14 protein-coding genes, 3 tRNA genes and 1 pseudogene are annotated in these 13,394 nt (G+C 68.7%); 14 read left to right on the forward strand and 4 right to left on the reverse strand.

Annotated features, from left to right (window positions below; translation table 11 throughout):
* The first annotated feature begins 2 nt into the window (after positions 1 to 2).
* The 12 genes from ACLQ6X_RS10250 to ACLQ6X_RS10305 all read left to right on the forward strand — a co-directional run bounded on the left by ACLQ6X_RS10250 (position 3) and on the right by ACLQ6X_RS10305 (position 9,838).
* Positions 3 to 710, forward strand: a complete 708-nt coding sequence (locus ACLQ6X_RS10250; RefSeq protein WP_411700066.1) for a motility protein A — start codon at positions 3 to 5, stop codon at positions 708 to 710.
* A complete protein-coding gene (locus ACLQ6X_RS10255) occupies positions 707 to 1,549 on the forward strand; it encodes a flagellar motor protein MotB (protein ID WP_411700067.1) in 843 nt (280 codons plus the stop codon). Before ACLQ6X_RS10250 ends, ACLQ6X_RS10255 begins: the two co-directional genes overlap by 4 nt.
* A 20-nt stretch (positions 1,550 to 1,569) precedes the next feature.
* A complete protein-coding gene (locus ACLQ6X_RS10260; RefSeq protein ID WP_411700068.1) occupies positions 1,570 to 2,478 on the forward strand; it encodes a flagellar motor switch protein FliM in 909 nt (302 codons plus the stop codon).
* Positions 2,479 to 3,210: a flagellar motor switch protein FliN gene (fliN, locus tag ACLQ6X_RS10265; RefSeq protein ID WP_411700069.1), complete on the forward strand. Its 732-nt coding sequence runs from the start codon at positions 2,479 to 2,481 to the stop codon at positions 3,208 to 3,210.
* Entirely contained in the window at positions 3,211 to 3,663 is a 453-nt protein-coding gene (locus ACLQ6X_RS10270) for a FliO/MopB family protein (protein WP_411700070.1), read from the forward strand.
* 104 nt (positions 3,664 to 3,767) lie between these two features.
* Positions 3,768 to 4,511, forward strand: coding sequence for a flagellar type III secretion system pore protein FliP (gene fliP / locus ACLQ6X_RS10275; protein WP_411700079.1), 744 nt, complete (start codon positions 3,768 to 3,770; stop codon positions 4,509 to 4,511).
* Positions 4,511 to 4,786 carry a flagellar biosynthesis protein FliQ gene (fliQ, locus tag ACLQ6X_RS10280; protein WP_411700071.1) on the forward strand — a complete coding sequence of 92 codons (276 nt, stop codon included), beginning with the start codon at positions 4,511 to 4,513 and terminating at the stop codon, positions 4,784 to 4,786. Before fliP ends, fliQ begins: the two co-directional genes overlap by 1 nt.
* Before the next feature lies 1 nt (position 4,787).
* Complete coding sequence (locus ACLQ6X_RS10285; RefSeq protein WP_411700072.1) at positions 4,788 to 5,546, forward strand: flagellar biosynthetic protein FliR; 759 nt, start codon at positions 4,788 to 4,790, stop codon at positions 5,544 to 5,546.
* Positions 5,547 to 6,668, forward strand: coding sequence for a flagellar biosynthesis protein FlhB (locus ACLQ6X_RS10290; protein WP_411700073.1), 1,122 nt, complete (start codon positions 5,547 to 5,549; stop codon positions 6,666 to 6,668).
* 1 nt (position 6,669) lies between these two features.
* A complete protein-coding gene (locus ACLQ6X_RS10295) occupies positions 6,670 to 8,721 on the forward strand; it encodes a flagellar biosynthesis protein FlhA (RefSeq protein ID WP_411700074.1) in 2,052 nt (683 codons plus the stop codon).
* Entirely contained in the window at positions 8,696 to 9,550 is an 855-nt protein-coding gene (locus ACLQ6X_RS10300; protein WP_411700075.1) for a hypothetical protein, read from the forward strand. Before ACLQ6X_RS10295 ends, ACLQ6X_RS10300 begins: the two co-directional genes overlap by 26 nt.
* Before the next feature lie 9 nt (positions 9,551 to 9,559).
* A complete protein-coding gene (locus tag ACLQ6X_RS10305) occupies positions 9,560 to 9,838 on the forward strand; it encodes a carbon storage regulator (protein WP_411700076.1) in 279 nt (92 codons plus the stop codon).
* A 76-nt stretch (positions 9,839 to 9,914) separates the two neighbouring features.
* Here ACLQ6X_RS10305 and ACLQ6X_RS10310 read toward each other — a convergent pair whose 3' ends face one another.
* Positions 9,915 to 11,540, reverse strand: a complete 1,626-nt coding sequence (locus ACLQ6X_RS10310) for a DUF885 family protein (RefSeq protein ID WP_411700077.1) — start codon at positions 11,538 to 11,540, stop codon at positions 9,915 to 9,917.
* A 77-nt stretch (positions 11,541 to 11,617) separates the two neighbouring features.
* Between ACLQ6X_RS10310 and ACLQ6X_RS10315 the strand changes: the two genes are divergently transcribed.
* Entirely contained in the window at positions 11,618 to 11,833 is a 216-nt protein-coding gene (locus ACLQ6X_RS10315) for a hypothetical protein (protein WP_411700078.1), read from the forward strand.
* A gap of 177 nt (positions 11,834 to 12,010) precedes the next feature.
* On the opposite strand, the gene ACLQ6X_RS10320 is transcribed toward ACLQ6X_RS10315, so the two are convergent.
* The 3 genes from ACLQ6X_RS10320 to ACLQ6X_RS10330 form a co-directional block, all read right to left on the reverse strand.
* Positions 12,011 to 12,086 (reverse strand) — tRNA-Phe (locus ACLQ6X_RS10320).
* Between the two features lie 63 nt (positions 12,087 to 12,149).
* A tRNA-Asp gene (locus tag ACLQ6X_RS10325) sits at positions 12,150 to 12,223 on the reverse strand.
* Positions 12,224 to 12,245: 22 nt separating this feature from the next.
* Positions 12,246 to 12,318: transfer RNA gene (locus tag ACLQ6X_RS10330), tRNA-Glu, on the reverse strand.
* A gap of 258 nt (positions 12,319 to 12,576) precedes the next feature.
* Here ACLQ6X_RS10330 and ACLQ6X_RS10335 point away from each other — a divergent pair.
* A pseudogene (locus ACLQ6X_RS10335) lies at positions 12,577 to 13,394 on the forward strand (M23 family peptidase); the annotation flags it as partial.

The raw sequence follows: 13,394 nt of genomic DNA on the forward strand, positions 1-13,394 counted from the left end.
TGATCACCCTCGAGGGCGCGAACGTGTCGTCCGTGCTCTTGCCGGCCCCGATCATCCTCGTCTTCGGCGCGACCATCGCGGTCGGCATCGCCGGCGGAACCATCAAAGACGCCATCTCGGCCTTCAAAGCACTTCCCGGCGCCTTCATCGGAAAGACCTCGAAGCCGCAGGCCACTATCGACCAGCTCGTCACGCTCGCAGAGAAGGCCCGCAGCGACGGTCTGTTGTCGCTCGAGCAGGAGGCCGAGGGCGTCGACGACCCGTTCCTCAAGGGCGCGCTGCAGAACGTGGCCGACGGCACCGACGGCGAAGAGCTGCGCATCCTGCTCGAGGACGAACTCGCGACGAAGGCCAAGTCGCAACGCAACGCGGCGAAGTACTTCACCACGATGGGCGGCTACGCGCCGACCGTCGGCATCATCGGCACCGTCGTCTCGCTCACCCACGTGCTCGAGAACCTGTCGGTGCCCGAGGAGCTCGGCCACATGATCGCCGCCGCGTTCGTCGCCACCCTGTGGGGGCTGCTCTCGGCCAACTTCATCTGGCTGCCGATCGGCGCCCGCCTCCGCCGCCTCTCCGACCTCGACGTCGAGCGCATGACGCTCACCATGGAGGGCGTGCTCGCCATCCAGGCCGGCAGCCAGCCGCGTCTGCTCGGCGAGCGGCTGCGCGCCATGGTGCCGGCCGACCAACTGGCTAAAGCAGCATGAGCACGCCGCGTAAGCGCGGCGGCCTCGAAGAGGAGCACGTCGAGCACGTCGACGAACGGTGGATGGCCTCCTACATGGACATGGTCACCGTGCTCATGTGCATGTTCATCGTGCTGTTCGCCATGTCGAGCGTCGACGCCGACAAGTTCGAGAAGCTCAAGAACTCCCTGGCCACGGGCTTCGGCGCGACCGAGGTCGGTTCGGTCGACACTGCCGAGGGCGTTGTCGTGCCCGCCAGCAAGGTCGGCGAGGAGGGCGAGCCGATCGAGGTGCCCCTCACCGACCTCGATCTCGCCGAGGCCGAGGTCGACGAACTCGAGCAGCTCAAGGAGAAGATCCGGCTGAACCTCGCCGCCCAGGGCCTCGAGCACACGGTCGACTTCAAAATCGACGAACGCGGGCTCACAATCCGCCTCGTCGGCTCCGAGACCTTCTTCGCCTCGAACAGCACCGATCTCGCCGGGGTCGCCCCCGCCGTGCTCGACGCCGTGTCGCCCGTGCTGTCGGCGACCGAGTACCAGATCGCCGTCGAAGGGCACGCCGACAGCCGCGCTCCGGGCGCCCCCTTCCCCACCAACTGGGAGCTCTCGTCCGGCCGGGCCACGCAGGTCCTGCGCCGGCTGGTCGAGAACGGCCACGTCGGGCAGGAGCGCATCGGGGCTGTCGGCTACGGTTCGGCGCGACCCGTCGCCACCGGCGCGAGCGAAGCCGACATGGCCGCGAACCGCCGCGTCGACATCGTCGTGATCTCCGACCAGCCGGAGTCGGTGCGGGCCCTCATCCCGTCGGTGCTCGAGAATTACGTCACCGCGGCGAGCGACACCTTACCTGCGGGGTAGTCCTGCCGATAGTTGCCTTCGTGACTGTCCAGGAACACATTGCCGTTGGCGCGCTCGCGAAGCCTGCCCCCATAGTCGAGTTGTACGACTTCCGTCGGCCCACCACCCTCGCCCGTGAACACTCGCGCGTCCTCGAACTTGCCTTCGACACCTTCGCCCGGCAGTGGGGCACGCAACTCACCGCCAGCGTGCGCGTCGTCTCCCAGGTCAGCAGCGAGCAGGTCGTTATGCAGACCTACGACGAGTACGCGTCCGGCTTGCCGCCTATGACAGCCATGGTGCTCTGCTCGCTCGGGTCGAGCGACGCCAAGGCCGTGCTGCAGCTTCCCGCCGCCGCGGTTCTCGGCTGGATCACCTACATGCTCGGCGGCACCCGCCCTCGCACCATGGACGAGCGCAAGTTCACGCAGATCGAGCAGGCGCTCGTGCGCAAACTGTTCGATGCCGCGCTCGAAGACCTCCGCTACTCGTTCGGTCCGCTCATCGTCACCCCGATAGCGGTCGACGGCATCCAGTACAACTCGCAGTTCGCCCAGGCCGCCGCGACCGCCGACCTGATGATCGTGGCATCCTTCACCGTTCGCGTCGGCGACACCACGACGCCGGCGACCTTCGCGATCCCGGCCGAGGTGCTCATCCCTCAGCTCGGCGAAGCGAACCCCACCAGCACCGTCGCGAACGCGAAAGACCTCATCGCCGCGCAGCTCACCGGCGTCCCCGTCGATGTCGCACTGCGTCTCACGCCCGCGATGGTCACGCCGAGCCGCATTCTGGGGCTCGCGGTCGGCGACGTTCTCGCGATCCCGCACCCGCAGCATCGCCCATTCGAAATCGCCGTGGACGGCCAGGTCCTGGCCCGCGGAGCGGCAGGGGCCAACGGCGCACGCCTGGCCTGCGTCATCGTCAGTACCAGCTCCGAGGAGAACTAAGTGAACCAGCTCGCCCCCACCGCCCAGCCGTCCACCGTGAACCAGGCGACCGCCGCCGCGGACGCCCTCGTGCGCCTGCTGCCGACGACTGTCGCGCTCGCCGCGTCGATGACGAACGGGTCGGATGTTCCGTTCGGCCTCCAAGCGTCGGCCACCGTCGCCGCCTACGTCGGACAGATCTCCGCCGACGTCGCCCTCGTCTTGCTCGACACAGACCAGCTGGTCTCGGCCGCGTCGCCGGACGGCGCAGCCGTCTCGGTCGCCGACGTGCTGCGCCCGTCGTTCGAGGCCGCGACGGCCACGCTCGGCACCGGGGTTCTCGGCACCGCCCGCGTCGACGACGCGAGCGCGCTGTTCGGCGACGCCGAGACGGTCGTCTTCGCCCTCTCCAACGGCGGCGTCACGGCGGGTTGGTTCGCGATCCGCATCCGCACCAGCGGAATCCTGACCGGTGGTCGCAGTCTCGACAACGACGAGATCGTCGGCAAGCTCGGCCGCATCAACAACGTCGAGATGGCCCTCACCGTCGAGATCGGCCGCACCCGCATCTCGGTGCGCGACGTGCTGGGCCTCGAGCCCGGCGCCGTCATCGAGCTCGACCGCTCGGCCGGCGCGCCCGCCGACGTGCTGCTCAACGGCCGACTCATCGCCCACGGCGAGATCGTCGTGATCGACCAGGACTACGCCGTGCGCATCACCAAGATCCTCGACGTGATCGAGAGCCTCTCCTAAATGGACACCGTGGTCGTAGCGCTACGGGTCGCACTCTCGCTCGGTGTGGTCTTCGGGCTGCTGTGGTTCATCCACCGCCGCCTGACGCGCGGTGGAAAGCTGCGCGCCGCGGCGACCCCGATCACGGTTCTCGGCAAGCAGGGCATCGGCGCCAAGGCGTCGGTCGTTGTGCTTGACGCGGACGGCATGCGCTTCGTGCTTGGCGTCACCGAGAACAACGTGACGGTGCTGCACAGCGCGGAGGCCCCGGCCGCCGCGTTCGCCGAGGTCATGGCCGCCACGTCCCCCGCGCCCGTCGAAGCGCCGCTTGCCGTCGCCAGCGCCGCGAGGAAAGCGGCGAACGACTCCGACGGCCTCGTTGTCCCCGGCCGGGTGCCCGGCGCCCTCGGCGGCTCGATCCTCTCGCCCGCCACCTGGCGTCAGGCCGCATCCGCCATCGGTCGCCTGCGGTGACGCTCGTCGCCGACGGCGCCCGCCGCGCCGACGAGCGCCACGTGCTGCTGGTCCGTATCACCGTCATCGCCATCGTCGCGGTCGTGCTCGCGATCGCCGCCGTGATGCTCGTTCCCACGGGTGCGCACGCCGTGGTCGACCCCACCCCGCCCGTCGACCCGACCGCGCCGGAAGGCGACGGCCTGTCGGTCGAGATCAACGGCCCGAACGGCGCGCCCTCGTCGGCGATCGTGACCCTGATCGGCATCACGCTGCTGTCGGTCGCCCCCGCGCTGCTGCTCATGATGACGTCGTTCACGAAGATCTTCGTGGTGCTCGCCATGGTGCGCAACGCGCTCGGCCTGCCCTCGATCCCGCCCAACCAGGTGCTCGCCGGCCTCGCCCTGTTCCTGTCGCTGTTCATCATGGCGCCGGTGCTCACCGATGTGAACGAGCTCGCCGTGCAGCCCTACCTCAACGGCGAGATCGACGTGGCCCAGGCGTTCGACCTGGCGTCGGGCCCGCTGCGCACCTTTATGCTCGCCAACACCCGCGAGGAAGACCTCGCCCTGCTCACCCGCGTCTCGGGCGCCGAGAACCCCGAGAGCCCCGACGACGTTCCGATGCTCACGCTCATCCCGTCGTTCATGATCTCCGAGCTGCGCGCCGCCTTCATCATCGGCTTCGTCATCTTCGTGCCGTTCCTCGTGATCGACCTCGTCGTCTCGTCGGCGCTGATGTCGATGGGCATGATGATGCTGCCGCCCGTCATGATCTCGCTGCCGTTCAAGATCCTGCTCTTCGTGCTCGTCGACGGCTGGGCGCTCGTGATCACGTCGCTCGTCTCCAGCTACCAGGGCGGTGGCTGATGGATCCGAACGCCGTTCTCGACATCGGCCTGCAGGCCTGCGTCATCGGCGCGAAGCTCTGCGCGCCCATCCTCATCGTGGCGCTCGTCGTCGGCTTCGCGATCTCGCTGCTGCAGTCGATCACGCAGATCCAGGAGGTCACGCTCTCGTTCGTGCCCAAGCTCGCCGCGGTCGCGATCGCGCTGCTCGTCTCGGGGCACTGGATGATCTCCGAGATGGTCACGTTCACCAACGACCTTTTCGCGCGCATCCCCAGCCTTCTCGGCGGGGGATGACGTGCGAATCGACCTCGACTTCGAGTGGATCGAGGCGGTGATGCTCGCCGGCGTGCGCATGGTCGCGTTCATCGTCATCGCGCCGCCGTTCTCGTCCAACGCGTTCCCGTTGCGCATCAAAGGCATGCTCGCGCTGGGTCTCGCCGTCGCCGTCGCCCCGGTCGTCACCCCCGGCTATGTCTCGCCCGACACGGGCACCTACGTCGTCTCCCTCATTCTCGAACTCGTCGTCGGCGCCGTGCTCGGGTTCCTCGTCATGATCGTCTTCTCGGCCATCCAGTCGGCCGGTAACCTCATCGACCTGTTCGGCGGGTTCACCCTCGCGCAGGGCTTCGACCCCCAGCTGCAGATCAACGGCGCCCAGTTCACCCGCCTGTTCCAGATGACGGCGCTCGCGCTTATGTTCGCGTCGGGCGGGTACCAGCTCGTCATCGGCGGTCTCGCGAGCAGCTTCACGGCCATCCCGATCGGCGGGGGCCTCGACCTCGCCGTGCCGGTCGAAGCCATCACGATGGCGACGGGCCAGATGCTCATGTCGGCCCTGCAGATCGCCGGCCCCATGATCGTGGTCCTTTTTCTCGCGGATGCCGGACTCGGTCTCCTCACCCGCGTAGCCCCGGCGCTGAACGCGTTCGCCCTCGGTTTCCCGATCAAGATCCTGCTCACGCTGCTGCTGGTGCCGCTGCTCTTCGTCGCGCTGCCCGAGATCGTGAACTCCGTCACCAAGACCGCCGTCGGCGACCTCGCGGGGGTGAGGTGAATGTCGAACGACTCCGGTGAGAAGACCGAGCTAGCCACCCAGAAGCGCATGAAAGAGGTGCGCGAGAAGGGCCAGCTCTCCCGCTCCCAAGACCTCACCGCGTGGGTGGGTGTCGGCGCCGTCGCCGTCATGATCCCGGTGACGATCAACGCCGGAACCGGCGCCACGATGGATCAGCTGTTCACCGTGGCATCCGTCGTTCGCAATCCCGACCCCGAACTCGCGGTCCAGGCACTCGGCGCCGGCATGGAATCGATCATGGCCATCCTCACGCCCATGGTGATCACGGTCGTCGTCGCGGTGCTCGCCGCGGCCGCGATCCAGGGCGGAATCCACTTCAAGAAGTTCAACGGCAAGTTCGAGCAGTTCAACCTCATCAAGGGGCTCGGCACCACCTTCGGCACGCAGGCCCTGTGGAACGGCGTGAAGGCGCTGCTCAAGACGGCGGTCGTCACGCTGGTGCTGGTGCTCGTGATCCAGGGGCTGATGCCGGTGCTGATGACGGCGGGCGGGCTGCCGATCAGCGAGCTCATCGGGGCGGCGACCGGCGGAACCGAGGCGCTCATCCGGTCGGCCGTGGTCGCCGGGCTCGTGCTGGCCGCGGCCGACGTCTTCGTCGTGATGCGCCGCAACCGCAAGAAAACCCGCATGACGAAAAAGGAAGTCACCGACGAGAACAAGAGCGCCGAGGGCGACCCGCTCATCAAGTCGCAGCGGCGCGCGCGCCAGCTGGCGATGAGCCGCAACCGCATGATGAGCGCGATCGCCGACGCCGACGTCGTGATGGTCAACCCCACCCACTTCGCGGTGGCCCTGAAGTACGAGCCCGGAAAGTCGGCGCCCCGCGTCGTCGCGAAGGGCGCGGGCGAGGTCGCGGCGCGCATCCGCGAGAAGGCCGAAGAAGACCACGTGCCGATCGTGCGCGACATCCCGCTCACACGCGCGCTGCACAAGGCGTGCGAGCTCGGGCAGGAGATCCCCGTCGAGCTCTACACCGCGGTCGCCCAGGTGCTCGCGTTCGTGATGGCGCTCAAGGCCCGCGGGGCAGCGCAGGGCGTTCACACCATGAAGGAGCCCACGCTCCCCGCCGAACCCATCCCACTGACCACCGGAGGAAACTGACGTGAACCGCAACCTCGCGAAACTCGCCGTTCCGATCGGAGTGGTCGGCATCGTCCTGCTGCTGGTCGTGCCCGTGCCGGCCGGCGTGCTCGACTTCCTGCTGATCATCAGCATCATGCTCTCGCTCGTCACCCTGCTCACGGCGATGTTCGTGCAGAAGCCGCTCGACTTTTCCGTGTTCCCCTCGCTGCTGCTCGTGGCGACCCTGTTCCGGCTCGGTCTCAACGTGGCATCCACCCGTCTCGTGCTGGGCGACGGCTACGCGGGCCAGGTGATCGAGGCGTTCGGGCACGTCGCCGTCGGCGGGTCGATCATCATCGGCGCGGTAATCTTCCTCATCCTCGTGGTCATCCAGTTCGTGGTGGTCACCAAGGGAGCCGAGCGCGTGGCCGAGGTGGGCGCCAGGTTCACCCTCGACGCCATGCCCGGCAAGCAGATGGCGATCGACGCCGACCTCAACGCGGGGCTCATCACCGACGACGAGGCGCGCAGCCGCCGGGCCGAGGTCTCGGCAGAGGCCGACTTCTACGGCGCCATGGACGGCGCGTCGAAGTTCGTCAAGGGCGACGCGATCGCCGGAATCATCATCATCATCATCAACCTCGTCGGCGGCATCGCCATCGGCATGCTGCAGCGCGGCATGGAGATCGGCGACGCGCTCAACACCTACGCTCTGCTGACCATCGGCGACGGACTGGTCACCCAGATCCCCGCCCTGCTCATGGCCGTGGCGACCGGCATCATCGTCACCCGCTCGAACGCCGAGAGCGACCTGGGCAGCTCGGCCTCGACGCAGCTCACCCAGTCGCGCAACGCGCTGATGATCGCGGGCGGCGCGGCGATCGGCATGGCATTCATCCCCGGCATGCCGCTCGTGCCCTTCGTGCTCGTCGGCGCCTCGCTGTTCTTCATCGCCTACCGGGTGAAGGCGAACAGGGCCGCCGACCTCAAAGAGCTCGAAGACGCGCAGAGCGACGAGCAGAACGTCACGACGCCGATCACCACCGAGGGGCTTATCGAGCAGATGCGCGTGCACGCCCTCGAGATCCTGCTCTCCTCCGACCTGGTCGACATAGTCTCGGATGCCTCGGACGATCTCCTGGCGCGCGTGCGTGCCCTGCGGCGGAAGATCGCGATGGACCTGGGCGTCGTCGTTCCGCCCGTGCGCACCCGCGACAGCGTGGAGCTGCCGAGCTCGACCTACGTCATCCGCATCGCCGGCGTCGAGGCGGGCCGCGGCATCGCCCCGCAGGGCAAGGTGCTCGCCCTCGGCGACGCGCTCGACAGCCTGCCGGGCCAGGCCACGGTCGACCCCGTGTTCGGCCTGAGCGGCAAGTGGGTGCCCGCCGAGATGCGCCACAGCGCCGAGATGCTCGGCGCCACCGTGATCGACCGCGTCTCGGTCGTCGTGACCCACCTGTCGTCGATCATCAGCGCCAACGCCGCCCGGCTGCTCACCCGCGAAGACGTGCGCGTGCTCACCGAGGGCGTGAAGCAGGTCAACCCGGCCGCGGTCGACGAGCTGGTGCCGGCGCTCCTCACCCTCGCCGAGGTGCAGCGCGTGCTGCAGGGGCTGCTGCACGAGCAGATCCCGATCAACGACCTGCCGCGCATCTACGAGGCGCTGTCGCTGCGCGCGAAGGTGTCGAACGACCCGGAGGGCCTGATCGAGGCCGCCCGCACCGCGCTCGGGCCCGCGCTCGCCGCGAACTACATCGAGGGCGGCTCGCTGCGCGTCATCATGATCGACCCGCTGCTCGAGCAGTCGATGCTCGAGGGGCTGCGGCCGTCAGACGCCGGCACCCAGATCCTGCTCGCCCAGCAGTCGCTCGAGGCGGTGCTGGATTCGCTGCGCGAGTCGGTGGCGAAGCTCGAGGCCGCCGGCCAGTCGGCGGTTCTCGTCTGCGCGCCGGCCCTGCGCCCCGCCATCCGCCGCCTCGTCTCCGCGCAGTCGGGCGGGCTGCCGGTGCTCTCCTACCAGGAGGTCACCGCTGCCAACGTGAACATCGAAACAGTGGGGGTCGTGCGTGTCACCGAGTCGATTTCACGTTGAGGCCGACTCGGTCGACGAGCTGAACGCGCGCATTCTCGACGCGTACGGCCCGGATGCCGCCGTCGTCGCCACGACCGTCACCACCACCGGCGGACTGCAGGGCTTCTTCGCCACTCGCAAGTTCCATGCCACGGTGGAACTGTCCGACGGCACGGCCGCCGACTCCCACTCCTTCGACCTGCCGACGCGGGCGGGTATCGCCGCGTTGCTCGACCGGGCCGACCACTCCGACGACGTGTCGCACGGCGGAGAAACCGACTGGAAGATCTCGACCGCCACCGTCGACTTCGCGGCGATCCTCGCGGATCTCACGCTGAACACCGCGCCGCCGACACCCGCCATCGCGCCGCCCGCGCCGCCGAGCCCGCTCCCGTTGCGCGGCGCCGGCGACCTCGTGGTGTTCATCGGCCTGGGCGACGACGCGCTCGCGGTCGCCAGGACGGTCGCCGCGGGGGTGGGCGCATCCGTTCTGCGCATCGGCGGAGCCATCGACCGGCCCGACATCCACCGTATCGACGACCGGCGCGCGGCGATCGCGGCGCGCGCTGAGGGCGTGCGGCTGGGCGAAGGCGTGGTCATGGCGTTCGGCCTGCCCCGCCGGGGGCCGACCGCCGAATCGGTGAGCGAGCTCGAGAGCCTGCACGCCGACCAGTTCTGGGTGGCCGTCGACGCGGGCCGCAAGCCGGAGGACACCGTGCGCTGGGTGCGGGCGGTCGCGAACGTGGTGCCGCTCACCGCGGCGATGAGCTGGTCTCCCGACGAGACATCCACCCCCCATTCCGTCGCGCAACTGGGACTGCCCGTCGGCTGGGTCGAGACCGGTTGGTAGGCTGAAGAGATGCTCGTTCTAACTCGCAAACCGGGAGAACGCATTCTCATCGGTGACAACATCGTCGTCACCATCCTCGACTCACGGGGCGACGGGGTGCGGATCGGTATCGACGCGCCCCGCGGCATCACGATCCAGCGCGAAGAGGTGCTGAAAGCCGTCGCCGACGCGAACATCGCCGCCGCCGAAGCCCGCCCCGACGACGCCGAGCGCATCAAGGCCGCGCTGGGCATCGTGCCGCCCGCCGCACCGCCCGCGGCGACCCCGCCCGCCCAGCCCGCGAAGTAGTTCGCGAGCCGGTTCCGGCCGCATGAGGCGACCGCGGCCGCGTCATCCAGCCGGAAACGCGTCATCTGCTAGTGGGCTAGAGCAGGCGCCACTCGCCGGCCGCGTCGATCGCGCGCACGTCGGCGTCGTCGCCCAGCAGCTCCCAGCGCTGCAGCGCGAACGGCACGTTGCCGTTCTTCCACACCGAGTCGTGGAACGCCCGCGCGGTGAAGCCCTCCCGCTCGGCCGCGTCGGCGATCAGCCGCAGCAGCTGCAGCTTGCCCGTCGTGTACGCCATCGCCAGCCCGGGCCCGCTCAGGTACATCGCCGTCTCCTCGGTCGCCGTGCCCGCGTCCATCGGCACGCGCCGCACGAACTGGTCGACCGCCTCGGCGAAGGTGTACTCGCCGATCGCGAGCTTCACGTCGACCACGACCCGCAGCGCGCGCAGCCGCACGAAGTTGTGCACGATCGTGAGCGAGGCGGCATCGCCGTCGAACAGCCCCGCCTGCGCCATGAGCTCTTCGTTGTAGTGCGCGATGCCCTCGTTCGCGGCCGAGTCGTAGTAGCGGCGCCGGATCGCGCGCTCGTGCCCCCACGCCCGCACGAGCTGCTGGAAGTGCGCCCCCTCGTGCACGATGCCGAGCCGCGGGTCGAGCGCGTTCGCCGCGTAGAAGTAGCCGAGGTCGGAGTCGGGCGCCGGCATGTACGACGTGCCGTCGCTGCCGAGGCGGTGCTCGTCGGTGAGGTCGTCCGGCACGCCGAGCCAGCTCAGGACGCGCAGGTAGGCGGGGATCTCGGCCGTCAGGTAGTGGCCGTGGCCCGCCTGGCTCAGGATGCCGCGGCTCTCGTAGAACTCGCGCACGGCCGTTTCGTCCCGCGCCTCGGTGGCGTGCTGTTCGGCGCTCGTGGCCGCGGGTCGCGCGTTCCCGGCCGGGCGCGTGCGTGACGCGACCTCCCACGCCACGGCGCGCGCGTACTCCTGCTCGGCGGCCGCGACCAGCTGCTCGGGCGACGCCGGCATGAGCGCCACGTGCCGCAGATACCACTCGAAGCCCTCGCGCCCCACGGGAGCCAACGGCGGCATACCGGGTGCCTCGTGCTCGAGCCACGCGGCAAAACCCGTGAGGGCGGCCACAGCGGGGCCGACGGCATCGGTGAGGGCCGCGGCCGTCTCGGCGCTCACGCTGGCGCAGAGCGCGGCGACGGACGCGTCGAGGTCGCTCTCGATCGAGCCGAGCAGCTCTGCCGCGACCGTCGCGAGCTCGGTGGTGCCGTGCTCCTCCAGGTTGGCGCGCGCCACGCGCACCTGTGCCGGAACCGCACGCAGCACGGCAACCAGGCCGGCCTGCCGGTCGGCGTCGAACGGAGCCGGCTGCAGCAGCAGGTCGAAGTACGGGCCCAGAATCTGGCTCGCCGCGAAGACGGCGTCGCGCTGCCACGACCGGGTCACGTCGAGCTCCCAGTGCACGCGGGCGATTGCAGAGCCGATCAGCCGGTGGTCGACACGGTCGGCCACCGCAGAGTCGGACGCGTCGATCGCCCGCCACCGCGACACGAACCCCGCGAGTGCCGCACGGCGTTCCTGCACCGACTCCGCGTCGAACCGCGGCAGCCAGAGCGGCGAATGCGCGATGCGCGGCATGTCGTCGGCGCTGCGGAACACGGTGGCCTCGCGCCACGCCCAGAAGTCTGTACCCAGTAGTTCGATCGTCGCGTTCACGGAGCCGATTCTCGCAGACGTGTCATCCGCACCCGACCGTCTTCCGCGCCGACGCCCACCAGCAGTACCGTCGTCGCATGACGAACCTCATTGAGAAATTGACTGACTCGGTGCACTCCTGGGGCGCGAAGCTGTCGTACGGCGAGAAGGTGACGCTAGACGGGCACGACATCCTGCCCGTCGCGGCCGTCGTCTTCGGTTTCGGCGGTGGCGAAGGCTCGGGCGAGCAGCCGGCGAGCGACACCGTTCCCGCCGGAAGGGGCGAGGGCAGCGGCGGTGGCGGTGGCGGATAGTCGATCCCGATCGGCGCATACATCGGCGGCCCCGAGGGCATCCGCTTCCACTTCAACCCGATCACACTGATCGCGGTCGTCGTGCCCCTGGTCTCGGCGGTCGGCTGGGTGATCCGCGCGCGCCACCGGGGAAAGTAAAAAACCCCCGGAATCCCGAGGGTGTTCCGAAGGTTTCAGTGGTGGCCCCGACCGGCGTCGATCCGGTGACCTCACGATTTTCAGTCGTGCGCTCTACCAACTGAGCTACAGGGCCATGAGAGGCGAACCCCTCATAAGACGAAAAGCCCCTCCTTTCGAAGAGGCTTTCCATTCTTTGCGACCCTGACCGGACTTGAACCGGCGACCTCCGCCGTGACAGGGCGGCGCGCTAACCAACTGCGCTACAGGGCCATGCTATTTAATTTTGTGTTTGTGACCCCAACGGGATTCGAACCCGTGTTAACGCCGTGAAAGGGCGCCGTCCTAGGCCACTAAACGATGGGGCCATGCGCAAACAAAACGTCATAGCTACCGAGGGAAAAGCATACGGGTCTCTCGGCCAAATACCAAACCGGGGCATTCGACACGGCCCGGCGAGGCACTCTCCCAAGCAAACAGGCGGCGGGTAGGTTCAACTGGTCGTTGAATGTTCTGGGTGAAACCTGAGGTTTGCCTATGCGGCTGGAACATGGCTCTTGTTATTGTTAGAGAAGTTGACAGTGTGACTGGCGTTATAAATGGCGCCGAACACGATTCGGGGAAAAATGAGCACCTGGCCACAGCGAGCCACTTCAATCAGCACGCCTCGGCGACGACGCTCGTACCGGCTCGTCGCCATCGCGCTCGCGCTCTCGGTGGCGACCGTCGGCTCGATCGTCTCCACCGAGGCCCAGCCGGCGCAGGCCGTCGACTACCCCTCGTGGGACGACGTGAAGAACGCGCGCTCGAGCGAGGCCAACACCGTCGCCGAGATCAAGCGCATCCAAAGCGTGCTCGCCGGGCTGCGCGACGAGGTAGCGCGCACGCAGGCCGAGGCGCTCCGACTGGGCGAGGCCTACCAGGAGGCCGACCAGGCGTTCCAGGAGCAGGCGCTCAAAGCGCAGAAATTGAAAGACCAGGCGGATGACGCGGCTCTCCTCGCCACGCAGTCGAAGCAGCGCGCCGGCGAGATCGTCGCCCAGCAGTATCGCTCGGGCAACGGAGACGTGACCACGGGCCTGCTCGTCAACGCCGCCAAGGCCGACGACATGCTCTACTCCTACGGCATGGCCGACAAGTTCACCGAGCAGACGGCCGGCATCTACGAGAAGGCCGTCCAAGACCAGAACACCGCCCAGTCGCTCACCGACCAGGCCGACATCGCACAGGACGTGCTCGAGCAACTGAAGATCGAAGCCGAAGCCGCCGCGCAGGCCGCGCAGGCCGCCGCCGATGCCGCCGCGGCCGCCGTCGCCGAGCAGGAAGAGAACGAGGCGACCCTCAACGCGCAGCTCACCGTGCTCACCGAGCGCCGCATGGCGACCGAGGCCGACTACAACACCGGTGTCGCCGTGCGCGCCGCCGAAGCGGCGCGGGTCGCTGC

It is taken from the genome of Conyzicola sp., assembly GCF_046714715.1.
GTDB lineage: Bacteria > Actinomycetota > Actinomycetes > Actinomycetales > Microbacteriaceae > Conyzicola.

Bases quoted from the DNA above. Each gene is read 5' to 3' on its own strand.
- ACLQ6X_RS10315 (WP_411700078.1), top strand. From the start codon at position 11,618: ATGACGAACCTCATTGAGAAATTGACTGACTCGGTGCACTCCTGGGGC.
- fliP (WP_411700079.1), top strand. From the start codon at position 3,768: ATGCTCGTTCCCACGGGTGCGCACGCCGTGGTCGACCCCACCCCGCCC.
- ACLQ6X_RS10290 (WP_411700073.1), top strand. From the start codon at position 5,547: ATGTCGAACGACTCCGGTGAGAAGACCGAGCTAGCCACCCAGAAGCGC.
- ACLQ6X_RS10255 (WP_411700067.1), top strand. From the start codon at position 707: ATGAGCACGCCGCGTAAGCGCGGCGGCCTCGAAGAGGAGCACGTCGAG.
- ACLQ6X_RS10270 (WP_411700070.1), top strand. From the start codon at position 3,211: ATGGACACCGTGGTCGTAGCGCTACGGGTCGCACTCTCGCTCGGTGTG.
- fliQ (WP_411700071.1), top strand. From the start codon at position 4,511: ATGGATCCGAACGCCGTTCTCGACATCGGCCTGCAGGCCTGCGTCATC.
- ACLQ6X_RS10305 (WP_411700076.1), top strand. From the start codon at position 9,560: ATGCTCGTTCTAACTCGCAAACCGGGAGAACGCATTCTCATCGGTGAC.